Origin of the sequence: Nocardia sp. JCM 34519.1, from assembly GCF_020361265.1 — a bacterium.
GTDB lineage: Bacteria > Actinomycetota > Actinomycetes > Mycobacteriales > Mycobacteriaceae > Nocardia > Nocardia arthritidis_A.
The window spans coordinates 214,691-236,986 of the sequence record NZ_JAIRBR010000001.1 but is presented as its reverse complement, the minus strand read 5'-3'; the positions used below and the strand labels follow the sequence as shown (position 1 = coordinate 236,986).

Annotated in this window: 24 protein-coding genes; 13 read left to right on the top strand and 11 right to left on the bottom strand. The window is 67.2% G+C overall.

The window, feature by feature from the left end; genetic code table 11:
• Positions 1-72: 72 nt before the first annotated feature.
• Complete coding sequence (locus tag LGY53_RS01145) at positions 73-1,014, bottom strand: hypothetical protein (protein WP_225724764.1); 942 nt, start codon at positions 1,012-1,014, stop codon at positions 73-75.
• Positions 1,015-1,413: 399 nt separating this feature from the next.
• Here LGY53_RS01145 and LGY53_RS01140 point away from each other — a divergent pair, with 399 nt between their 5' ends.
• The 6 genes from LGY53_RS01140 to LGY53_RS01115 all read left to right on the top strand — a co-directional run bounded on the left by LGY53_RS01140 (position 1,414) and on the right by LGY53_RS01115 (position 4,822).
• Positions 1,414-1,854, top strand: a complete 441-nt coding sequence (locus tag LGY53_RS01140; protein ID WP_167477332.1) for a hypothetical protein — start codon at positions 1,414-1,416, stop codon at positions 1,852-1,854.
• A complete protein-coding gene (locus tag LGY53_RS01135) occupies positions 1,851-2,054 on the top strand; it encodes a DUF2997 domain-containing protein (protein WP_225724763.1) in 204 nt (67 codons plus the stop codon). Before LGY53_RS01140 ends, LGY53_RS01135 begins: the two co-directional genes overlap by 4 nt.
• Positions 2,055-2,121: 67 nt before the next feature.
• Entirely contained in the window at positions 2,122-2,604 is a 483-nt protein-coding gene (locus tag LGY53_RS01130) for a GNAT family N-acetyltransferase (protein WP_225724762.1), read from the top strand.
• Between the two features lie 98 nt (positions 2,605-2,702).
• A complete protein-coding gene (locus LGY53_RS01125; protein WP_225724761.1) occupies positions 2,703-3,284 on the top strand; it encodes a DUF4232 domain-containing protein in 582 nt (193 codons plus the stop codon).
• Between the two features lie 112 nt (positions 3,285-3,396).
• Positions 3,397-4,119, top strand: coding sequence for a class I SAM-dependent methyltransferase (locus tag LGY53_RS01120; protein ID WP_225724760.1), 723 nt, complete (start codon positions 3,397-3,399; stop codon positions 4,117-4,119).
• A gap of 97 nt (positions 4,120-4,216) precedes the next feature.
• Positions 4,217-4,822 carry a dihydrofolate reductase family protein gene (locus LGY53_RS01115; RefSeq protein ID WP_225724759.1) on the top strand — a complete coding sequence of 202 codons (606 nt, stop codon included), beginning with the start codon at positions 4,217-4,219 and terminating at the stop codon, positions 4,820-4,822.
• Positions 4,823-4,855: 33 nt separating this feature from the next.
• Here the strand turns inward: LGY53_RS01115 and LGY53_RS01110 are convergent, their stop codons facing one another.
• Positions 4,856-5,290, bottom strand: coding sequence for a MarR family winged helix-turn-helix transcriptional regulator (locus LGY53_RS01110; RefSeq protein ID WP_167477328.1), 435 nt, complete (start codon positions 5,288-5,290; stop codon positions 4,856-4,858).
• 79 nt (positions 5,291-5,369) lie between these two features.
• On the opposite strand from LGY53_RS01110, the gene LGY53_RS01105 reads away from it, so the two are divergent.
• Positions 5,370-6,527 (top strand): MFS transporter, encoded by a 1,158-nt coding sequence (locus LGY53_RS01105; protein ID WP_225724758.1) that lies wholly within the window; start codon positions 5,370-5,372, stop codon positions 6,525-6,527.
• Between the two features lie 5 nt (positions 6,528-6,532).
• Here LGY53_RS01105 and LGY53_RS01100 read toward each other — a convergent pair whose 3' ends face one another.
• Complete coding sequence (locus tag LGY53_RS01100) at positions 6,533-7,444, bottom strand: hypothetical protein (protein WP_225724757.1); 912 nt, start codon at positions 7,442-7,444, stop codon at positions 6,533-6,535.
• Positions 7,445-7,502: 58 nt separating this feature from the next.
• Here LGY53_RS01100 and LGY53_RS01095 point away from each other — a divergent pair, with 58 nt between their 5' ends.
• Positions 7,503-10,595: a tetratricopeptide repeat protein gene (locus LGY53_RS01095; RefSeq protein WP_225724756.1), complete on the top strand. Its 3,093-nt coding sequence runs from the start codon at positions 7,503-7,505 to the stop codon at positions 10,593-10,595.
• Here LGY53_RS01095 and LGY53_RS01090 read toward each other — a convergent pair.
• Positions 10,582-11,124: a thioredoxin family protein gene (locus tag LGY53_RS01090; RefSeq protein ID WP_225724755.1), complete on the bottom strand. Its 543-nt coding sequence runs from the start codon at positions 11,122-11,124 to the stop codon at positions 10,582-10,584. The two genes, LGY53_RS01095 and LGY53_RS01090, sit on opposite strands and share 14 nt — an antisense overlap.
• 297 nt (positions 11,125-11,421) lie before the next feature.
• Here LGY53_RS01090 and LGY53_RS01085 point away from each other — a divergent pair, with 297 nt between their 5' ends.
• Complete coding sequence (locus tag LGY53_RS01085) at positions 11,422-11,898, top strand: hypothetical protein (protein WP_225724754.1); 477 nt, start codon at positions 11,422-11,424, stop codon at positions 11,896-11,898.
• A 9-nt stretch (positions 11,899-11,907) separates the two neighbouring features.
• On the opposite strand, the gene LGY53_RS01080 is transcribed toward LGY53_RS01085, so the two are convergent.
• Both LGY53_RS01080 and LGY53_RS01075 read right to left on the bottom strand, forming a co-directional pair.
• Positions 11,908-12,504, bottom strand: coding sequence for a dihydrofolate reductase family protein (locus LGY53_RS01080; RefSeq protein ID WP_225724753.1), 597 nt, complete (start codon positions 12,502-12,504; stop codon positions 11,908-11,910).
• 40 nt (positions 12,505-12,544) lie between these two features.
• Entirely contained in the window at positions 12,545-13,711 is a 1,167-nt protein-coding gene (locus tag LGY53_RS01075) for an FAD-dependent monooxygenase (RefSeq protein WP_225724752.1), read from the bottom strand.
• A gap of 84 nt (positions 13,712-13,795) precedes the next feature.
• On the opposite strand from LGY53_RS01075, the gene LGY53_RS01070 reads away from it, so the two are divergent.
• Positions 13,796-14,497: a TetR family transcriptional regulator gene (locus LGY53_RS01070; protein WP_225724751.1), complete on the top strand. Its 702-nt coding sequence runs from the start codon at positions 13,796-13,798 to the stop codon at positions 14,495-14,497.
• 90 nt (positions 14,498-14,587) lie between these two features.
• Positions 14,588-15,295 carry a helix-turn-helix transcriptional regulator gene (locus tag LGY53_RS01065; RefSeq protein WP_225724750.1) on the top strand — a complete coding sequence of 236 codons (708 nt, stop codon included), beginning with the start codon at positions 14,588-14,590 and terminating at the stop codon, positions 15,293-15,295.
• 28 nt (positions 15,296-15,323) lie between these two features.
• Here the strand turns inward: LGY53_RS01065 and LGY53_RS01060 are convergent, their stop codons facing one another.
• Both LGY53_RS01060 and LGY53_RS01055 read right to left on the bottom strand, forming a co-directional pair.
• The gene (locus LGY53_RS01060; protein ID WP_225724749.1) at positions 15,324-15,719 is read right to left on the bottom strand and encodes a VOC family protein; all 396 of its coding nucleotides are present in this window, start codon (positions 15,717-15,719) and stop codon (positions 15,324-15,326) included.
• A gap of 58 nt (positions 15,720-15,777) precedes the next feature.
• Positions 15,778-16,191: an arsenate reductase ArsC gene (locus tag LGY53_RS01055; RefSeq protein WP_225724748.1), complete on the bottom strand. Its 414-nt coding sequence runs from the start codon at positions 16,189-16,191 to the stop codon at positions 15,778-15,780.
• 257 nt (positions 16,192-16,448) lie between these two features.
• On the opposite strand from LGY53_RS01055, the gene LGY53_RS01050 reads away from it, so the two are divergent.
• Complete coding sequence (locus LGY53_RS01050) at positions 16,449-17,195, top strand: Sir2 family NAD-dependent protein deacetylase (RefSeq protein ID WP_225724747.1); 747 nt, start codon at positions 16,449-16,451, stop codon at positions 17,193-17,195.
• A 10-nt stretch (positions 17,196-17,205) separates the two neighbouring features.
• On the opposite strand, the gene LGY53_RS01045 is transcribed toward LGY53_RS01050, so the two are convergent.
• Both LGY53_RS01045 and LGY53_RS01040 read right to left on the bottom strand, forming a co-directional pair.
• Complete coding sequence (locus tag LGY53_RS01045) at positions 17,206-18,501, bottom strand: D-arabinono-1,4-lactone oxidase (RefSeq protein ID WP_225724746.1); 1,296 nt, start codon at positions 18,499-18,501, stop codon at positions 17,206-17,208.
• Positions 18,502-18,582: 81 nt separating this feature from the next.
• Positions 18,583-19,260, bottom strand: coding sequence for a TetR/AcrR family transcriptional regulator (locus LGY53_RS01040; protein WP_225724745.1), 678 nt, complete (start codon positions 19,258-19,260; stop codon positions 18,583-18,585).
• Between the two features lie 120 nt (positions 19,261-19,380).
• Here LGY53_RS01040 and LGY53_RS01035 point away from each other — a divergent pair, with 120 nt between their 5' ends.
• Complete coding sequence (locus LGY53_RS01035; RefSeq protein ID WP_225724744.1) at positions 19,381-20,880, top strand: MFS transporter; 1,500 nt, start codon at positions 19,381-19,383, stop codon at positions 20,878-20,880.
• Positions 20,881-20,960: 80 nt separating this feature from the next.
• On the opposite strand, the gene LGY53_RS01030 is transcribed toward LGY53_RS01035, so the two are convergent.
• On the bottom strand, positions 20,961-22,205 hold the full coding sequence (locus tag LGY53_RS01030) for a lipase family protein (RefSeq protein ID WP_225724743.1): 1,245 nt from the start codon (positions 22,203-22,205) through the stop codon (positions 20,961-20,963).
• Between the last annotated feature and the right edge of the window lie 91 nt (positions 22,206-22,296).

Below are 22,296 nucleotides of genomic sequence, written 5' to 3'. Positions count from 1 at the left end.
GATGGGCCGCGGCATCGTTCTCGAACGGCGCCGCGGCCTAGGAGTAATACTGGGGCGCAGCGATATTCGCGGTCAGTGCGCGCCGAGTCCGGTCGTCTCGCTCCAGTTCGCCAGGTCGATCGCCTTGGTCAGCACGGTGATTCGCTGAGCGGAGACATCCCACGGGGTGCCGGTCGGTTCGAGCGAGAGCAGCACGATGATCTTCTCGTCGTCGACGCCCGCGGTGCCCGTGGTGTGCATGGCTCGCTTGGTGAGGTTGATCGCGGGCGGTTCGGGCGGTGTGCCCTGGGTCGGTGACCACATCTCGCGGATGCCGTCCGGCCCGAAGGTCAGATTCTTCGCGGCGCTGGCCGACAGTGCGTCGGCGGGTATCGGTGGCTTGGGATTGCTGGGGGTACATAGCTTGTCGGGGTCGGGTGCGTCACCGAATCCGGACCAGCCCTGTTTGACGGCGGCCGGGCGACCGAGCGCCCGGCCGATCCCGAACGACTGATCGAAACCGTCCTGGCCGCACTTCGTCGAGGCGTGCAGATTGTCCATGATGAACCGGCGGACCGCGGGATCGGCCCGTTCGAGGATGTACCGGTAGATCTGCACCACGTCGGCCGCGCTGATCGCGGTGTAACCCCACATGCCGCGCGCGGCGGGCGGTGCGGTATCGGTGAGCCCGATCCGGGCGACCATCCGGTCGATGATCGTCTGCCAGCCGTCCTGGATCCACAGATAGCTGGCGACATCGTCGTCGCTCGATCGCAGCATCGCCTGTAGCCGTTCCGCATCCGCCGCTGGAAGATGTTGTGCGTCATGGGATTCCAGATAGTCGATGGCGATGAGCAGTTTCACCACCGAGGCCGACCGGAACTGTTTGTGCGAATCGAGTTCGACGGTCGCCCGCCCCGCGGTCCGGTCGAACACCACGAAGCCCGCCTCGGCCCCGGTGGGGATCGCGTCCGAAATCGGGTCGGCGCCCGCGGAATTCACCCCGATGCCGGTGGCGACGAGGCCTGCGGTCACCGCCAGGCCCAGCCGTACCGCCGACGAGATCCGCTGCCCGCGGGTATGCCAGGGGTCCGGAATTGGTTCAGCGCAGCACACGGTTACCTCTCGTGGATCGGAGCGGGCGGGAGCGTATGCGCCGCTCGACCCAGGACTCTAACACTCGATCATCCGAACATCTTGTGCCCCAGATATTTTCGTCTTGTGGCAGCACCGTTCATCGGGAGCGGGCGCGATATTCGAGCACACTGTCCGGATATTCGGCGGTAGGGCTTTCTGTGGCGGCAAGGCCCATACGTGCACGGCGGCTGGATTCGAAGGGGTGCAAATCGAACAATTTGTGGTGACCGGTCTGTTCGGCATTCGCCGGAAATTGACCCGACCCAATTCGCTTCGGTAAGGGAATAATTCGGAGGTATGACTATCTCCATCATCTTGGTGCCGACCGGCGTTGCCGAGGCCGCGAAGGCCGCCGCGCCCGTCGCCGTGCAGGGGTCGATGATGTGCCCGGTGTCGACGCGCCTGCGCGACCCTCGGTTGCTCGCGCTCGCACTGGAAGATGCTGGGGCGGCGAAGGTCGTGGTGGGGGCGGATGCGATAGATGCCACCTGGCCGGACCTCGCCGCCCGGCTGCAGCGCGGCGCGGACGGGATCCGGCTCGCCCGTTTCACCGGCACGACGGACGAACGGCGCTGTGCCGAGACGGTTTCGGCGATAGACAGAGCGTACGGTCATCGTGTGCAGCAGGAGGTGCTGCGCAAACTTCGCGATCGCGCCCCCGCGGCGGGGATGGCGCTGGTTTCGGAAACCACGAACAGCGACGATTCGGTGACGATGATCCTGGAGGTGCGACAGTGAATGATGCGGAACGTATTACGGTGGTCGTCGGTCCGGATGGTGGGGTACACGCCGAAACTCACAACATCGTCGGCGAAAAATGTCTGAACTGTCTGGCTATTCTGGAAGATCTGCTCGACTCGACCGATACCGAGCTGGATTTGACCGGCGATTGGCCGAATTTCCCGATGCCCGACGGGATTCGACACAATCGCGAATAGCGGCGCCCGGGATGCCCCCATAATCCGGGCCGGGCGTCGGGTCGGAGCCGGTCACTACAGTGCGGTCATGAGTGATGTGGTGTTGCGGCGGGCCCGGGGTGCGGACGCGCCGGCGATCGCGGATATCTGGTTCGACGGATGGCAGGACGGGCATCTGGGGAACGTTCCGGACGAACTGGTCACGCTGCGGGACCGCGATTCGTTCTATCGGCGTGCGCCGGAACGGGTCGGCGACGCCATCGTCGCCGAAATCGACGGTGTGGTGGGCGGATTCGTGATGGTGGTCGGCGCCGAGGTGGAGCAGGTCTATGTCGCGGCCCAGTACCGGGGCGGCGGGGTGGCCGGTGCCTTGCTCGCGGCCGCCGAGGAGCGGGTGCGCGACAACGGTCACGCCGTCGCCTGGTTGGCGGTATCGCCCGGGAATACGCGGGCGCGGCGGTTCTACGCCAAATTCGGTTGGACCGACGACGGTCCGTACCTGAACCGGGTGACCGACCGGGGCGATACGGTCGACGTGCCGACGCACCGCTACGTGAAGCCGGTGGGGTAGTCCGCAGGGTGGGCGGAAACCGACCCAAGGGTAGGCAGTGGCGCGGGGGTGCGGTTCCTATCCTTTAGTCGGATGCTCGAAACGACCAGGGAGGATCGTTGGGCGCGAAATATCTGCTGCCGCTTGCGTTGTGTGCCGTGGTGTGGGGCGCGGGGTGTGCGCCGGATTCCGGGGACAGCCCGGTCACGGTGGTGAGCTCCGTGCCGGGAAGTACGGCGGTCGTCCCCCCGACGCCGGTGCCGGGCGGCGATGCGGCGGTGCGCCCTTGCGTCTCGGGGCAGGTCGCGGTCGCCGCTACGGAGATATCGCCCGGTTCGACGCATCGCGGTGTGCGACTGGGGTTTTCGGTTGTGCGCCCGGGCGAGCGCTGCACATTGCGCGGATATCCCGGCGTCGATTCCGGGGCCGGCGGGCCGCTGCTGCACGCGACCTGGACCGAGCGCGGCTACCTGGGTGGTTTGGCGCCGGGCGCCCAGATCGCCACGGTGACGCTGGACGCCGCGCACGGCGCGCACGCGGTGGTGGAGGGCCGGGCGACCGACGATGCGGGCAACCAATGCCCGTTCTACACGGAATTGCTTGTGACACCGCCGAATACGACCGACAGCGTGCGGGTTCCCGCGCGGATCGACACCTGCGAGCTGACCGCCCATCCGGTGGTGGGCGACGACAGTCCGTAGCGGATTCCGGTCAAACCGCAGAACCGGAGCAAAGTACTCCAGTTAAGGAGTAGGCTGCCCTACGTCGACATGCCCGGGCTAAACCATCCATGACCCGAGAGGCGAGGTTCTGATGACCGGAAGTGATGAAGTGTCACAGCGGTTCGATCCGACAAAGCTCGATTTCGAGACCGCTTACCAGAGGAGTTCAATCGTCGAAGGCGTCGTGCTGGAGCGAATGCCGTGGGAGATCGGCAGGCCTCAGCCGGAGCTGGTCGAAGCCGAGAAACAGGGCCGCATCTCCGGTGAGGTGCTCGACATCGGTTGCGGCCCAGGCGATTCCTCGGTGTACCTGGCCGGCCTCGGCTACCGGGTGACCGGGCTGGATATCGCGCCGACCGCGATCGAGGCCGCCCGCAGGCGGGCGGCCGAGAAGAATGTGACGGTATCGTTCGGCGTCGCCGACGCCACCGAGCTCGACGGCTACGAGAACAGGTTCGACACGGTGGTGAGCAGCTCGCTGTACCACTGCCTGCCGCCGGACCAGCAGTCGAAGTACGTCGCGGCGATGGCGCGGGTGCTGCGGCCCGGCGGGCGGCTCATCCAGTTCACCTTCGCCAAGGTGCCCGGCAGCGAGGTGTACTCGCCGTTTGCGAGCACCGAGGAGGAGGTGCGCGCGGCGTTCGCGGCACCGGAGTGGTCGATCGAGGAGTTGCGGACCGGTGCGGTGATCGCGACGCCGCTGCCGCCCGAGGCCGTGGCGGCCATGGCGCCGGATGGCCGTCTCGACGTCGAACTCGACGCCGACGGCATGATGGTGCTGCCGGTGTTCGTGCTGTCCGCGAAACGGGTCTAGCCGAGCGTTCGCCTGCGGTGGTCCGCTCGTCGATGACTTTTTCGGCCGCGCGTCGTCAGAACAGCTGACACAATGCGTGACCACGAAGGAGTTCTCGATGCGCAAGATCACCGCAGGCCTGTTCATCTCGCTCGACGGCGTGATCCAGGACCCACAGAACTGGCATTTCCCCTACTTCAACGACGAGATGGGCGCGGCGGTCAATGATCAGCTCGGTGCCGCCGACACCGTGCTTTTCGGACGCAAGACCTACGAGGGCTTCGCGGCCGCGTGGCCGGAGCGTGAGCTGGCCGGCGAGGCCGACGCGGGTATGGCGAAGAAGTTGGGCGACGCCCGCAAGATCGTCGCCTCCAGTCAGGACCTGCAATTCAGCTGGCGCAATTCCGAGCAGCTGAAGGGCGATCTGATCGAGGCGGTGACCGCGCTCAAGAACGAGCCGGGCGGCGATATCGGGTTGAGCGGTTCGATTTCGGTGGTCCGGCAGCTGCTGGCCGCGGGACTTCTCGACGAACTGCACCTGCTGGTGCACCCCATCGCGCTGAACGAGGGCGAGCGCCTCTTCGGCGTCGGCGAGGCGGTGCCGCTGCGCCTGATCTCGGCCACCGCATTCGAAACCGGTGTCGTGCACCTGGTCTACGGCCCGGACGACAAGACCCGGGAGGGCGGCTACGAGACGGCGCGGGAGCATCTGCCGCAGGACTGACCCCGCGCGAAATCGCTTGCGGCGAAATCTGTTTCAGGATTCGCCGGTTGCCGCGCGGAGCAGGTCGCGCAGGGTTTTCTGATCCTGTGGCGAGAGCGCGGCCAAGGGGGAGTGGCTGCCGAGCAGTTCCACTGCCGCGGTTCTGCGCTGCCGGCCCGCCTCGGTGAGGACGATCTGTTTGGCGCGGCGGTCGGTGGGGTGGGGTTCGCGGCGGATGAGATCCAACTGCTCGAGGCGGTCCAGGACGAAAGTGGCATTCGATGGTTCGCAGAACATGCGCGCGGCCAGTTCCCTGGCCGTGATCGGTTCCGAAAGTTCGCGCAGGGCAATGACTTGCGAGGCGGTGAGGCCGAGTTCGTCGGCGACGCGGCGGGCGTGACCGCCGAGGCTGTGGGTGAACTGGTGGGCCAGTTTGCAGATGGCTCGGTCGAGTTCGCTGTCCACCGCGGGTCCGGATTGCCTGGTCACGCGATCGAGTCTAGCCGGATGCTTCGAACTGTGATAGTTCTAACTCACATCATTTGAGTTAGAACTACATGGAGATGTGATGCGCCCTGCGTTGCTCGCGCTGATGATGGTGGTATTCGGGCTCACCACCGGGGAATTCGTGATAGCCGGGATCCTGCCCGAGGTCGCCGGCGGACTATCGGTGCCGGTCGGCACGGCGGGCGGGCTGGTGAGCGGGTACGCGATCGGCATGATCGTCGGCGGGCCCGTGCTCACGCCGCTGACCGCCCGGGTGGCGCGGAAACGTTTGGTGGTCGGGCTGGTGCTGTTCGCGGTGCTGGCGAATCTGGGTTCGGCCGTCGCCCCGAACTATCCGCTGCTGCTGGTCGGCCGCTTCGCCGCGGGACTGGTGATCGCGACCTTCTTCGCGGTCGCGGTCGCCACCGCGGTGGTGACCGCCGAACCCGGCCGGGAGGCGTCGTCCGTCGCACAGGTGGCCATGGGCATGAACCTCGGCATCGTGCTCGGCACCCCGCTGGGCACGGTCGTCGGGCACGCGTTCGGGTGGCGGTCGACCTTTGTCGCGGTGGCGCTGTGCATCGCGGCGGCGTTGCTGTTCGTGCTTCGGTATATGCCCGAATTACCAATGGAGTCAGGCGAATCCGGTTGGCGTGAGCTGCGGGTGTTCACCGATCGGGCCGTGCTGTGGGCGATCGCGCTCAGCGCGGCCGGGAATATCGGTGTCGCAATGGTTTTTACCTACATCACACCGCTGCTCACCGGGGTGAGCGGCTTCGCCGCCGGCGTTGTGCCGGTGCTGCTGCTGGTTTACGGTGCGGGCGCGGTGGTCGGCAATCGGCTCGGCGGCCGGTTGGCCGATCGTGCGCTGCTACCGTCGCTGATCGGCCTGCTGGCCGCGCTGGTCGCGGTGCTCGTCCTGCTCTGGGTGGCCGATGCGACCCAATGGCTCACCGCGGCATTGGTTTTCGTACTCGGCGCATTGGCCTTCGCGATCATCCCCGGCATGCAGACCAGGGTGGTCGCCGCGGCGGGCCGGGCGCCGACCCTCGCGGTCGCGGTGAACGCGTCCGGATACCAGGTGGCCGCGGCCTGCGCGGGTTGGCTCGGCGGGCGCGTGATCGAGGACGGTCCAGGACTGCGCTCGATATATCTTGTCGGAGCGGCATTTACCGTTCTCGGACTGCTCGTCGCGGTGCGGATGCTGCGTGCCGATCGGCGCTCGTTGGCCGAGGTGTGAGCGGCCTATGCCTCGCGAAGCGCGCTCGCGACGATGCCGCCGGTGACCGCCTTGGTCAGATAGTGGGTGGAGTCATGTGGTTTCGCGCCGTTGTCGACGGATTCCGGTGTGACAGGGGCGATTCCGGCACCTGGGAAGTAGGGCGCGAGATCGAGATGGGCGGCGACCAGATCGTCGCGATCGACCAGATTGTGCCAGCCGACAACGGATTTCGGTACCGATGGCGGCTGCGGTCGCAGCCGGTCGTATACGACCGTGCGCAGGCCGAGTGGTGAGCCGAGCGTCAAGAACGCGACCCGCTGATCGGTCCGGTGCAGCGCCTCGTAGGCCACGACCGAGCCGAGCGAGTGGCCGATCACCAGCCTGGTTTCCGGACCGATGTGCGCGAGCACCTGATCCTGGGCGTGCGCGCGCAAAGATTCGTCGGTGAAATAGCGGCTCACCTGGGACAGCGCCCGCCAGACGAATTTCTCCGCGAGTCCGATGCCGAACGGCGCGAACCAGCGCAGCCGGACCAGGCCGTTGAGCGCTGGACGCAATAGCGCCGCCGCACCCTGCGCATTCGCTGGCGGCGGGGCGGTATATCGTCGCGCGGCGCCGCGATCGCGGGCGTCCTCGGCGTACTCGGCGGCATTGGCCAACCAGAGCTCGGCAAGCCGTTCCATCAGCGCGAGTTGTTCCTCGTCCAGGTCGCCGATACCGGCGCCCTGGGCGCCCCGCACCAGGAAACGATCGCCGTAGAAGGCCATCCTCGCCTCGATATCGCCGGGAGATCTATTGCGCCACAGCCGATCCGCCAGCTCGGGCGCGCCGTGCGCGCGCACCCCGCCAGCCAGCCCGGGCAACCACCTGCCCTCCAGTGTGTCGGCGGATTCCTGCTCCTGGGCGATGCCGTGCACCAGCACGATGGTTGCCACCGGTCCACCTTTCTCGAAACGGTTGTCTCCCGCGCCACCGTCCCCGATAGTTTCACTCATGGCCGACAGGTTGGCGCTGGTAATCGGATCGGAATGCGCGAATTTCGGCAGACTGGGCTTCACCGCCGAGCTGGCCGAAGCGCTGATGCGGGCGCTGATCGAGCTCGGCGGCTGGCGGCCGGTCGGCGACGGCCCGGTGCTCGACCCGACGGTCGCGGAATTGAAGACCCGCCTCAAAGCCGCCTTCCAGCAAGCGGATCGGTGCGCGGCGACGCTGCTGATCGCCTTCATCGGACACGGCTTCACCACCGGACGCGACGACTTCTTCCTGCTGGCACACGATTCCGAGCTTCCGCTCGACTACGAGAGCGGCCTGCACCTGGTGGACGAGGTCACCAGGCAGCTGACCAACACCGGTTCGTTGGACGGACTGATCGTGCTCGTAGACGCGTGTGAGGCGGGCCCCGGTGTGCTGGACGCCGGCCGTAAATGGGTGCCGCTGCTCGAACAGGGTTCGGGCCGAATGGAATTGCTGGCGGCCTCCGATCGGGGCGATGCCTATGACGGCTGCTTCACCCGAACCATGCTGCGCACCTTCGAAACCGGGTTGCCGGGTAGCGGGTCCAATCTGCTGTGCGCCGAACTGGCGCCGGAGCTGAACGCGGCCTGCAGCTCGCAGACGCCGAGGCACCTGTCGTTCAACGGGACCCAGGTGGCACGCGGCGACCTCGGGCTCTGGCTGGTACCCAACCGGGCCAGGTCCCGCGATGCGGTAACCGGAAGGCCCGCAGCGGGTTTGGTCGATCATCTGGTGCGCACCGTATCGCTGACCGACACCGTGCGGGATACGCTGGCGGATCTGGTCGAATCCGGCGCTCGGCTACAGGTGCTGACGGGCCCGGCGGGTGCGGGCAAGTCGACGCTGCTCTCGCTGCTCATCCGGCCGGGGCTGGTCGCCGAGCTGAGCGGGGTGAATGCCGAATTCATTACGGCCGCAGTGTTTCTCGATGTTTCCAGCACGGTCGAGACGATGCATGCCGAGCTGGTGGAGCAGCTGGATACCAGGTTCGGCGCGGAGTTTCGCGCCGCGCGGCAGGCGGTGCTCGACGAGCTGGTCGACCGGGAACGCTACAGCGCGTTCGAGACCGATATCGTGCGGCCGTTGCATCGAATACAGCGGCCGGGCAGGCGGATCAGGCTGGTGATCGACGGTCTCGACCAACCGGACGAAGGGTGCCGGAACAGCGTCATCGAAGCGGTGGGCGTCTTATCCGGTGACGAACGGTTACGCCAGGTGCGGGTGATCGTCGGTGTCCGTTCCGGCACCGAGATTGCCGAGCATCCGGATCTGTTGCACGCGAGGTGGTTTCGATTGGCCCCGCCCTCGGTGCGTGAGGTCCTGCGTGACCTGGTGCGCACCGGTGCTCCGCTGCCGGAGGAGCTTACCCATGCGCTCGGCCGATTACACGACGAGTTGGGCGGCGGATGGCTGATAGCCCGGCTGGCCACCGAAATCGACTGGGATGGACACGATTTCGCGATCGACGGCCTGGATTCACTGGTGGCGCGTCGATTCGAGGCCGCTGCGCGACATCGGCCGACATGGGTGATCGTTGAGTTGGCCGCATTGCTTGCGGCAGTGGGGGTCGGCCCGACCGCTCCATTGCGATTGATCCATGCGGCGCTGGCCCGGCTCGGACAATCGGTCTCGCTACCCCATTTGCGCGATGTCGTGGTCGATCTCGGTGTTCTGGTGGCGAGGGGACATCCCGGGCAGGACAGGGAGTTGGTTGGGTTGGCCCATCACGCGTTCACCGAGCCGCTGATGCGGGTGGTGTCCGCGCTGCTACCGGGCGTGATACTCCGGGCGCAACGAGCGTTGTCCGATGCGCTCGATGTCCGTGGCGGACTTCGGAGCGGTGATCTCGGACGCGCGATGGCTGGAGCTGGGGTGCCCACAGGCGCCGCGGTTCTGGAGCGCCCAGCGCCCGTCGGGGACTATGCGGCCGTTGCGGCCGCTGTGGGGCAGGAGGGCGTCAGCCAGATGGTGCCTGCCGCAGACGGGTACGTGCGACCGCCGCGGCTCCGCTCGAGCCCTTCGCATCGTGCGGCGCGACGCAGGCCGAAGGTCGCCCACTTCATCGAACCTCGGCCGTGGAACGACGAATTCGCCGATTACGCACAGCATTCGGGCCCGCGTCACCTCATCGAATGCGGGGACCATCAGCGCGCCATAGCGTTTCTGGATGCCGCCGATTCGCAACGGCGCGCCGTCGACAATCGCGTGGCATGGGAGAGCTGGCTCTCCGTTTTCGAAAACGCGCTGCCACCAGACCATTCCGCCGTGCTCACCGCCCGCTCCCGGCTGGCCCGGTGGACCGGCTACGCGGGTGAACCGCACCGCGCCCGCGAGATGTGTGCCGACCTCGCCGACTACTGTGCGCGAACGCTCGGCCCCGACCATCCGCAAACACTGCTCGCACAGGCGCAACTCGCCGACTGGTACGGCCAAACCAGCGAACCCGCCCGCGCCGCCGCGATATTCACCGAGCTGCTGCCGCGGCTGGAGCGGGCCGGTGACATTCGCGAGGTCTTGCGCGCCCGAATGAGTCTGGGTTTCTGGACCGGTCAGACCGGCGACAGCGCCGGTGCGCGCGAACATTACGCCGCCGTATTACCGGAGATGGAGCGAGTATTCGGCCGCAGCCATCCCGAGGTGCTGAACGCCCGCGATCACTACGCCCGCTGGATCGGCGAAACGGGCGATCCGCGCCGTGCGCGGCGGATGATGACGCGACTGGTGCCGCGGTGCCGCACCCGGCTCGGCCGGACACACAACACCACGCTCTGGGCCATGCACAATCTGGCGCTGTGGACCGCGGCCTGCGGTGACGCCGCCTCGGCCATCGAGTTGTACCGGCGGGTGATCGCGGTGCGCGATGAGGTCTCCGGCACCGAACATCCCTCGACGATCGCCACGAAGCTGGCGCTCGCCCGCCTGTATGCCGCGAATGGAAACTATTCGGCCGCACTGGAAGTCGGCGCGCGGCTGCCCGAGATCTGGGACCGCACCTACGGTCCGGCGGATCCGGTCACCGTCGCCGCGACGCGGGAGGTCGCCGAATGGACCGAAAAGCTCAGCGCCACTTGATCGAACAGCCCATGCTGGGCCGATGCGGTTCCGGTACCGGCTTACCGGCCAGCACCGCCTCGACGGCCGCGCGTAAATCGTCACCGGTCACCGGCTTGCCGTTGCCCGGGGTGGATTCGTCGAAGGCGCCGCGGTAGGCGAGTTCGAGCCCTGAGTCGTAGAGGAAGAAATCGGGGGTGCACGCCGCATGGAACGCGCGGCCGACATCCTGGGTCTCATCGATCAGATAGGGGAAGGTCCAACCGGCGCGGATCGCCTGATCGCGCAGCTGCAGCGGCGCGTCGTCGGGGTACGCGGCGGCGTCGTTGGTGCAGATCGCCACCACCGGCATCGCCTCCATAGCACCCGCCAGTTCGCCGAACGCCGCCTCGATATGTTTTACGTACGGGCAGTGGTTGCAGACGAATGCGACCAACAGTCCGGGCCCGTCCGCGTAATCGGCGCGGGTGTGTAGCGCGCCATCGAGATCGGGCAGCGAGAATTCGGGCAGCGGGGTGCCGAGCGGCACCATCAGCGATTCGAGGGCCATGGCGGATGCCTTCCATCCGGTACGGGACGGTGCGAAGCCTAACGCCGTCCCGTGTGCGCGACGGGGAATTCACGGCGGCGAATTCGAATGTTGCGCCGGAATTGGCGGCACCGTCACGTTGAGCGTTCAAGCGCGGGTTGCCGAGGCGTGGCGGCGCCCGATCGCCGGATGTCCGGATTCCGTTTATTTGCCACTTAATTGCCGAATTTCCGGCTGGGGTACTGTGCGGCACCGCGACACCTGTTCTGTTCCATTCGATCGCCGAGCCGAGAGGCGGACTTCGTGAAACTGATCTGGATGACGGTTGTGGCACTGATCTCGCTTGCCGTAACCGGCTGTGCGGACGATAAATCCTCGAATACGGAATCGAGTTCGCCGACCGCGGCGTCGAGTAATTACGAATCGTCCGCCGCGTCGACGAGCGAAACCGACGATCCGAGTGGCGGGGTGCGCATCCCGATCGGCGAAACCAAGACGGTGGTGGTGCCCGCCGATGCGGTTCTCGATATCAAGGTGCCTGCCGCATGGGGCGCCGCGGCATCGGGTCTGCGCTGTTCGGTGCTGGACGGCGCGGGCCGCAACGAGGATCTGCGTTCCTCGGACGTGAAAAAGACACAGCAGATCAACGGGCACGATTGGATGACCTTGTGGACGTTTTCGGCGCCACCCAACGCCGAGTTGACGGTGGGTTGCAAGGATCCGAATTCGAAGATCCCGGCGGATAATCAGAATCCGTATATCAGGGTGATTCCCCGAGGTTTGCTACCGCACTGAGCGGGCGGCTCAGTGCGGTTCCGCACCCCGCTGCGACGCGGGCGCCCAGCCCGCCGATCTGGTGTGGGCCCGATCGGCGGAGCTGCGCACCCGGTAGACGATTTCGACCGAATCGCCGGGCAGCGGGCGGGTGCTGCGCAGTTCGAGACCGGTGTCGGGATCCAGCGCATCGGTGAGCCGCATGCCGCCGCCCAGCAGGAACGGCAGCACGATCAGTTCGATGGTGTCGAGTGCGCCGAGGGCGCGATAGGTCTCGATTGTGCGCGGCCCGCCGATGAGGTGTACATCGCGACCGCGGTTGGCGGCACGGATACGGTCGAGCAGACGCACCGGATCGGCGTCGACCGTGACGTGGTCGGGCGTGCCCGCCGGGCGATGCGAGGCGAGCACGAATACGTCCAGGTTCGGCCACGGCCATCGGTCGTTGGTGAGCGCCGGCTCGAAGGTGGTGCGTCCCATCAGCGCGGCCTCACATGATTCGACGAATTCGGGGACGCCGTGGCTGCGGCCCGGGGCGTACGCGGGGTCGACCACCTGGGGTGGCCAACCGTTCGGTGTGGTGATGTAGCCGTCGGCACTGGTGCACAGTCGCGCTCGTATCCGCATACCGGCTATGACGGTCCGGCTCAGTCGAATTCATCGCCGCCTACGCGGCGCGGTCGAACTGCTGCCGGAACACCTTGGCGGCCACCGGCTCGAAGGTCAAGATCCGGGCCAGTCGGTTGCGCAACCAGAGTTGCGACGGACCTGCCGGGACCAGCAGGGCGCTGCTCAGCTTGGTCGTCCGCTGATGTTTGGCGACCGTCGGACGCAGGGTGGCCTCGTAGCGGTCGAAGGCGCGGCGGTGGTCGCCCGCGGCCGCCGCGAGTTCGGTGGCGAGCAGGTGTGCACCGGTCAGCGCCAGCGACGCGCCCGCGCCGGACAGCAGGGTCGCGCAGTAGCCCGCGTCGCCGACGAGCGCCACCCGCCCGCTGGACCAGTGCGGGATCCGGATCTGATCTGCCGCATCGAAATAGAACGATTCGTCGGCGGTGGCTTGCGCGAGCAGTTCGCGCACCCGCCAACCCGGAATGTCGAAGTACTTGCGCAGCAACGCCTTCTGCGCGTCGCGGTCGCGGTGATCGAATTCGAGCACGCGCGGCTCGCGGAACCCGAAGAAGGCGCCCGCGATGTCGTGTGCGGCCGAGCGATAGACACCGGCGACCTTGCCGGGAATGTTGTAGAGCGTCACCGTACCCGGCGCACCGAAGGACGAATCCACCTGCGCCGTAGCGAAATACAGGCCGAGATGGTGTACCGCCCGCGCCTCGGGGACGATCGCGAGATTCCTTACCCGCGAATGCAATCCGTCCGCGCCGATGACCAGATCGAATATCTCGGTGGTGCCGCCCGCGAAGGTGACCGCCACCCCGTCCGGCCGCCGGGTGAGCGCCTCGATGGTCGTGCCGAAGCGGTATTCCGTTTCGGCCGAGGTGATTTCGTATAGTTTGCGGGCCAGATCACCCCGCATGATCTCGATATCGTCGGCGGTGTTGAACGTGCTGTTGGGCATGGTCGCCACCGGTGCGCCCCGTTCGTCGACGAAGGTGAGGGCCCGGATATCGGTGGCGAGCTCGCGCAGCTCGGGCAGGATGCCCATCTGCGCGACCAGGCGCACGGCGTCGCCGCGCAGGTCGACGCCGTTGCCGCCCGGACGCACGGCGGGGGCGAGCTCGACGATCGTCGTGCGGAACCGGTTGCGGTTGAGCCAGTAGGCGAGGGCGGGCCCGGCGATGCTGGCGCCGGAAATGAGGACGTTGCGGTTGCTTGACATGCTGTGCTCCCGGATCGGCTGACCGATGGTCAGTCATTACGGTATGACGCTGACCATCGGTCAGTCAACGGCTACGATCGGGAGGTGGACGACGAGAATCACGCGGGCATGCGCGAGCGCATCCTGGCGGTCGCGCTCGATCTGTTCGGCGCGCACGGCTATCACCGCACCTCGGTTCGCGCCATCGCCGAACAGCTCGGCATCACCAAAGCCGGTGTGCTGTACCACTATCCGAGCAAGTACGACATCCTTGCCGGGCTGGCCGAGCCACTGCTCGTCGCGATGGAGCGGACCGTCGCCACCGCTGGGCGGGCCGAACCCGCCGTGGCGCGGCGGATGGTGGTCGAGGGTCTGCTCGATGTCTACCTCGCCCACCGCTATCTGCTGCGGCTGAGCCTCAGTGATCTCGCGATGGCCGGTCCCGGCAGTATTTTCGAGCGATTGCGGACGGCCATGGTGCGGGCCAACGAGCTGGCGGCCGGACCGCATCCGACCTTCGCGGAACGGGTGCGCGCCTCGCAGATCATCGCGAGCCTGGGCGATCCGGTCGTGCTCTACGCGGAGGCGCCGCTCGACGAGCTGCGCGCGGAGGTCCTCGCCGGTATCGAACTCCTGTACGGCGAAGGACCGCAGCGGGTTTCGGGACAGCGCGGCCGCCCCGCCGCGCTCACCCCCGAACTCGTCGCGGTGGCGCGGCGGATGAGCGTCGACGAGGGCCGGAGTGTTCCGGAGATCGCGCGGGAACTCGGGGTGTCACGGGCGACGGTCTACCGATATCTCAAATAAAACTGATTATTGAGACGATATTTTTGAGATATCGCGATGTGACGAGAATCCGGCTACCCGCTGTCGGTGGGTGCTTATAGCGTCGAAGGTATGGCGGACGAGACGGCGGGCTATCGCGAACGGCCGTCGCGCATGGCCGGTGCCGTCCTCTGGACCCGCACCGTCGCCGCGTGCGACGCGTCGCATCCCGTCCTGCCCGATGGCTGCATCGATCTCATCTGGTCCAACGGGCGTTTGTTCATCGCGGGTCCGGACACCGCGGCCCAGTACCCGGCCATCCGTCCCGGCACGAGCCTGGCCGGTATCCGCTTCTATCCGGGCACCGCACCCGGCCTGCTCGGCGTGCCCGCGCACGAATTGCGGGACCGCCGCGTCGATTTGGACGAGCTGTGGCCCACCGCGACGGCCCGCAGGCTCACCGAGCAGGTGGACGCGGCCGTCGATCGCGGCGCCGCGCTGGAATCCATCGCGCTGGCCAGGGCCGCCGCGGTCGATCCGCCCGATCCCCGGCTGCGCCGCATCGTGACGGCGCTGGACTCGGGCTGGACGATCGCCGCCACCGCCGAGGCGGTCGGCCTCGGCCCTCGGCTGCTGCACCGCCGTTCGCTGGCCGCATTCGGCTACGGGCCGAAAACATTGGCCAGGGTGCTGCGGCTACAGCGGGCGCTGCGGGCGGCGCGTGGCGGCGCGCCGCTGGCCGAGACGGCTGTCGTCACCGGCTTCGCCGACCAGGCGCATCTGTCCCGCGACGTGCGCGAACTGACCGGAATGCCGTTGCGGGAGTTGCTATCTCGCTGACCGGCGCGAGGTGGCGATTCGATGGGGTCTAGGAATCGAGGGCCGCGCACAGGTCGACGCTGTTGCCATCCGGATCGTGCACCGTCGCGTACCGCTGGCCCCAGAACGCGTCCCACGGCTTCAATTGGCCGTGATACCCGGCGGCGGTGAGCTCGTCGTACACGCGATCGACCTCGGCCGGGCTCGCGCACAGGAAGGCGAACCCGATGCGGCCCGGCGACGCGGGCGGCTGCCATTCGGGGTAGAACGAGCGGATGGTGTCCTCGGTGTCGAGGCACAGTCGCAGGCCGCCGCCCAACTCGGCTTCCACATGCGGTTCGGTTTCGGAGCCCGCGGGGAAGGTCAGTCCGAGTCGGCGATAGAACGCCAGTGCGGCGGTCATATCGTTGACGACGATGCCGATGAAGCTGAGTTGTGGAGTCATATCCGCAGCGTATGGCGCTCGGGCCGGGGCGGTCTTGAAGAAATCGGACGCCCCCGGGTCAATGCCTGGACACCGGCACCAATTCCGCGATGAGGTTCTCCACCAGGATCCGGATGCGATCGCGGATCGGCCGGATGCCATCCAGGCCGTGCCCGGCCGGATCGGGCAGGTCCCAGTTGCGGTAGCTGATGCCGGGGAAGAACGGACACGCCTCACCGCAGCCCATGGTGACGACCACATCGGAAATACCGACCGCCTCGTCCGTCAACGGAGTCGGGCGCCGCGCGGAGATATCGATGCCGAGCTCGGCCATCGCGGCCACCGCGGACGGATCGACGGCCGCCGCCGGTTCGCTGCCCGCCGAACGCACTTCGATGCGATCGCCGGCCAGCGCGGTCAGGAATCCGGCGGCCATCTGCGATCGCGCCGCGTTCTGCACGCAGACGAACAGCACGCTCGGTGTGTGGGTCATGCATCGCCTTTCGCTGGATGGACGGTTCCCGGGTTCCCGCCGAAACGCTGTCGTAGCGTAAGGGAATACGTACACCGGAACCGTAAGGATGGGCTCGACGTGCACATCGTCACCATCGCGCCTGCGTTACGGTGCCGCGGGTGACCTGCGGATACTTTCGAAAGCCGTTGTGGCGCTTGACCGCTCGCGCAGCCCCGGACACCGCCCGGCCGAGCCCACTCGGGCGCGGGCCCGATATTCGCTTAACCTTGATCGATATGAGCACCGACTGGCGCCGCCGCACCGGCCGGATCGGAGTCCTCACCGGCGCGGGCATCTCCACCGATTCCGGCATTCCCGACTTCCGTGGGCCGCGCGGTGTGTGGACGAAAGATCCGATCGCCGAACTGCTTTCGACCTACGACAACTACATCGCCGATCCGGACCTGCGCCGCCGCTCCTGGCTGGCCCGCCGCGACAATCCGGCCTGGCAGGCCAGGCCCAACGCCGCGCACCGAGCGCTGGTGGAGTTGGAGCGGGGCGGGCGCGCGGTCACCATCATCACCCAGAACATCGACCGCCTGCACCAGCGCGCCGGATCGACGCCGGAGCGGGTGATCGAGATACACGGCAATATGTTCGAGGTGGTCTGCGTCGGCTGCGACTATCAGACATCGATGGAGGCGGCGCTGGCCCGGGTGGCGGACGGGGAACCGGATCCGCCCTGTCCCGAATGCGGCGGAATACTGAAGGCCGCGACGATCATGTTCGGCCAGCAGATGGACGCGCACACCGTCACCAAGGCCGCCCTCGCCGCGCAGACCTGTGAAATCTTCCTGGCCATCGGCAGTTCACTGCAGGTGGAGCCGGCCGCGTCGATGTGCGCGGTCGCGGTGGACGCCGGTGCGGATCTGATCATCGTGAACGCCGAACCGACGCCGTACGACGGTATCGCGAGCGAGCTGGTCCGTGAGCCGATCGGCACCGCCGTGCCGCGGCTGGTGTCGGAAATCCTTTCGGCCTGAACCGAACTCGTCAGACCGAGCCGAGCATCCGGTCGACGTAGGCATTGGCGAAGTGGCCCTTGGGGTCGAATCGCCGCCGCGCCTCGGCGAAGCGCTCCCAGTCCGGGTAGCGATCGCGCAGCGTCTCCCAGGTCTGGAAGTGCCGCTTACCCCAGTGTGGGCGGCCGTCGTATTTGTCGAAAACCGCTTCGCAGGCACGGAAATACGGTTCGTAGTCCATGCCGCGGTACTGGTGCACGGCGATATAGCAGGTTTCCCGCCCGGTCGCGGGGGAGAGGAACGCGTCGTCGGGTGCGACCCAGCGCACCTCGATGGGCATCGGCGTATCGAATTTCCGTGCCAGTTCCTTGATTTCGCGGATGGCTTCAACGGAATGCGAACGGGGGATCGCGTATTCCATCTCGGTGAACCGAATCAGCCTGGGGGAGGCGAAGACTCGATACGAGCGGTCCACCTGCCTGCGGTAGCTGCCCGCGTACGCGGCGCCACGGTGGATCCACGGGATGGTGCGCGGGGCCCGACGGCCGAGCCGGCACAGCGCGTCGAAGGTGTAGTTGGACATGAGGATGTCGGCGAACCAGTCCACCGCCTTGCCGCGCGGCTGCTCCGGCAGCGCGACCCGGTTGTTGCGCTTGGTCATCGCCAGCGGGCTGTGCGCGAACATGTAGAACTCGAAATGCTCGTTGCCGTCGACATGTGAGTCCAGCTCGGTGAGCAGTTCATCGACCGGCATGGGGCGTTCGACGCCCTCCAAAACGAAGGACGGCACCAGTTGCAGCGTCACCTCGGTGACGATGCCGAGTGCGCCGAGGCTGACCCGCGCCGCGCGCCAGCCGTCGGGGTCGGTTTCGGCGTTCAACTCCACCCGGCTGCCGTCGGCGAGCATTAGCTCGATGGAATGTATTGCGGCGGAAAGGTTTTGCAGGGTGGCGCCGGTTCCGTGGGTTGCGGTGGCGGTGGCGCCCGCGATGGTCTGCACATCGATGTCGCCGAGGTTCGGGAAGGCGAGCCCGTGCGAGTGCAGCGCATTGCTCGCCGCGTTGAGCGTGCAGCCCGCCTGAACCCTGACCCGGCCCGTGGCGTGGTCTATGTCGAGTATGCGATCCAGTTTGCCGAGATCGAGCAGGACGCCATCGGTGAGGACGGTGTCGCTGAACGAGTGGCCCGCACCCGCCACCCGGACGGTCTGTCCGCGGGTGGCGGCGGCGCCGATGATTTCGGCGAGCTCGTCGGTATTGCGCGGGGACGCGATGGCCGCCGGGGCACAGCGCTGATCGCCCGCCCAGTTCACCCACGAGTTGGTCATGTGTCCAACTGTAGGTCAGCGGTGTGACCGCCGCTACTCAATGCGCGAAATGAAATGAAATGTCGATATTCGCCGGGCGGGTCACCGGCGACGGCCGGTGCAGGAGGCCGCCTTCGCGTGCTCGATCTCCTCCTCCGTCATCGGCGGCACGGACAGCGGCCTGCGCGGCACCGAATCGGCCCGGAGGCCGTTCAGCGCGATCGCCATATACCGCCGCCAGACCTCGGTATTGGCGGGCGCGGCGAATTCGGCGATGCCGTCGATCATGTGGATCAGCGCGAAGAAATCCGACGCGTCGACGCCGGGCGCGAGCACACCCGCCTCCTGGGCGCGCTCGACCAGGCCGCGAATGGACGGCTTGATCCGGTCGTCCAGAATCGCGGAAAACCGGTCCATATCCTCCTTGAGCTCCAGCATCACCGCGCTGAAGCCGCGGTTGTTCGCAAGGTGTTTGCTCGCGTACTCGAAGAATTCGACGATGCCGAGCCACGGGTCCGGATACTGCCGCGCGACATCGGCGGCGTCGGCGAACTCCAGCAGGTTCTGCTCGAAGACCTCGGTGATGAGCTCCTTCTTGTTCGCGAAGCGCCGGTACACCGTGCCGACGCCGACGCCGGCGCGCTCGGCCACATCGTCGAGGGTGATCTCGAGTCCGTGATCGGCGAACAGTTGCCGCGCCGCGGCGATGATGCGCTGCTGGTTGCGAGCGGCATCGGCGCGCAGGCGACGGGGCGGAGATACGGCCGTGGCGTGATTCACACCGTCATGCTAGCAACGATCGGGATTAAGTGGAGGCGGATCCTCCGTTATCGTGATAGCTTTCATTCGGGGAAAGCGGAGATGGCTTCTCCGGATCAATACTCGAGACAAAGGGGACATATGACTACCACGATCGACCGTGGGGCAACCGCCCCCGAGAAATCCGCGGCGGGTCGTCGCGGATCCCACGCAATGCGCTGGTGGGTGCTCGCCGTTCTCGGCGTCGCCCAGCTCATGGTCGTGCTCGACGCGACCGTCGTGAACATCGCACTCCCCGCAGCGCAGCGGGATCTCGGGTTCAGCGATGGCGACCGGCAATGGGTGGTCACCGGATACGCGCTCGCCTTCGGCAGCCTGCTGCTGCTCGGCGGACGCCTGAGTGACCTGTTCGGCCGCCGCACCACGTTCATCGTCGGTTTGATCGGATTCGCGGCCGCCTCCGCGGTCGGCGGCGCGGCTACCGGATTCGACATGCTGGTCGCGGCCCGCGTCGCGCAGGGCGTCTTCGGCGCACTGCTCGCACCCGCGGCGCTGTCCCTGCTGACGGTCACCTTCACCGAACCGTCCGAGCGAGCCAAGGCATTCGGCATCTTCGGCGCGGTCGCCGGTGCGGGCGGCGCGATCGGCCTGCTGCTCGGCGGCGCGCTCACCGAATGGGCCAACTGGCGCTGGGTGATGTTCGTCAACCTGGCGTTCGCGGCGGTCGCGCTGGTCGGCGCGGTGCTGCTGCTGGCCAAGCATGTGACCACCGATCGGCCGAAGCTCGACCTCCCCGGCACCGTCGTGGTGACCGCGGCGCTGTTCGGCATCGTCTACGGCTTCTCCCGCGCCGAATCGCACGGCTGGACCGATGCGGGCACGCTCGGCTTCCTGATCGGCGGTGTCGTGCTGCTCGGTGTGTTCGTCGCGATCGAGGCCAGGGTGGCGCATCCGCTGCTGCCGCTGCGCGTCGTGCTCGACCGCACCCGGGGCGCGTCGTTCCTGACCGTCTTCGTCATGGGCATCGGAATGTTCGCGATCTTCCTGTTCCTCACCTACTACATGCAGCTGACCATGGGTTACTCGCCGATCAAGACCGGCGTCGCCTTCCTGCCGATGGTCGCCGCGATGGTCGCCTCCTCGACCACCGTGCCCTCGCTGCTGCTGCCGAAGGTCGGGCCGAAGATCGTCACCAGCGTCGGATTCCTCGTCGCGGCGGCGGGTATGGCCTGGCTGACCCGGATCGGTCTGACCACCGGATACGCCTCGCACGTCCTGCCCGCGCTGATCCTGCTCGGCCTCGGTCTCGGTGGCGCGATGTCCACCGCGTTCCAGGGCGCGACCGCCGGGGTGCACCACGAGGACGCCGGTGTCGCGTCGGCGACGATCAACACCAGTCAGCAGGTGGGTGGTTCGATCGGCACCGCGCTGCTCAGCACCATCGCGGCCTCGGCGGCGAGCGACTACCTGGCGGGGAAGGTGCCGGACAAGCTGACCGTCGCACAGTCGATGATCGAGAGCTACACCACCAGCTTCTGGTGGGCCACCGGGATTTTCGTGGCCGGCGCGGTGATCATGGCGGTGCTGATGCCCAATACGGTGCCGGTGCCGTCGGAGGGCGAACCGGTGCTCGCGCACTGAATCGATCCTGTGCCGCAACATCTTTCAACTGAATAGCGACGGCGCCCGCGACACATCGGAGTGTCGCGGGCGCGGTGCTTTCAGCAGTTGCTCGGGGCGGGGAGTCCGGCGAACCGATCCGCGAGATAGCCGAAAGCCCTTGGCGCACCGGCGAATATGGCGGTGCCGTGATCGGCGCCCGGAATCATGTCCAGCAGTACCGGGGTGCCCGCCGCGCAGTAGCGGCCCATCACCTCCCTGGCCAGCCACGGGTTGACCTGATCGTTGGTGCCGTGCCACTCGTAGAGCGGGGCGCGCGGCACGCCGGGAAAGGTCTCGAGGCTGTTCTCGTGGATGATGCGGATGGTGGTCGGATCGGCATCCTCCATCCGGCCGAAGAAGACGTCGGCGAAGCCCTTGTTCGCGCCCGCGTTGATGATCTCCTGGGTGCACGCGTTCGCCACCTGGTCGCGCAGCGCCCAGCCCGCGGGTTTCAGTATGCGTTCCATCGGCAGCTCGTTCGGGTATTCGCGCTCCAGGCCGATGGCGGCCGCGAATCCGAGGCCGAACAGCGGGCTCGGCTGCAACCCGACATCGAGGGCGAGCTTGCCGATATTCACCGGGACACCGCCCTGTGCCACACCGACGATCGGCAGTTCCGGCGCGTATTCGGGGGCGAGCGCCGCCGCGAAGCCGGTGGCCATGCCGCCGCCGGAGTATCCGGCCATGCCGACCGGGCTACCCGCGAGATCGGCTGGGGGGAAACGTTTTACGGCTCGGATGCCGTCCAGGGTCAGGCGGCCGCCGAGCCGGGCCGCGCCGTATGCGCTCGTCGGCCCGAGGTGGTCGGGGACGGCGACGGCCCAGCCGCGGGCCAGCAGCAGGTTCAGCGCCGGGCCCTCCTGCATGGTGCCGTTGAACAGGCTGTGCGAGGGGGCGCACTGCATGCCGAGGGAGTTGACGAACGGCTGATACGACACCAGCGGCCGGTTGAGCCCGCCACCCGCGGGGATCAGGACTGTGGTCACGGCCGCGATGGGCTGGTCATAGGAGTTGGTGGAGCGATAGAGCAGTTGCCAGGCGGTCGCTCCCGGGTAGGCGCCGGTCGGCATCGGCCTGCTGCGGATGACATCGCCCGGTTGGAAATTACCGATATCCGGTGGGGCCCAATAGAAGCCGTCCGCGTCCGGAATCGGGTAGATCGGCGTCGCCGACGCGGGCGGCGCGTATGCCAGCGCCGCGACCGTCGCGGCCAGCGTCACCAGTAGCAGCTTGCGGAAATGCCTGTGCCCGGGCCTGCGTGGCGCAGCCCGGTATAGGAGGTGTCGAGCTCGTCCTGCCGCCATCGTCACTCCCGGAATAGGGGTCGGGGTTGATGGCACTTCGGCGGAAAACCTTCAGGGCATTCGTACGTGGAACCCGTCGGCATGTCAACGA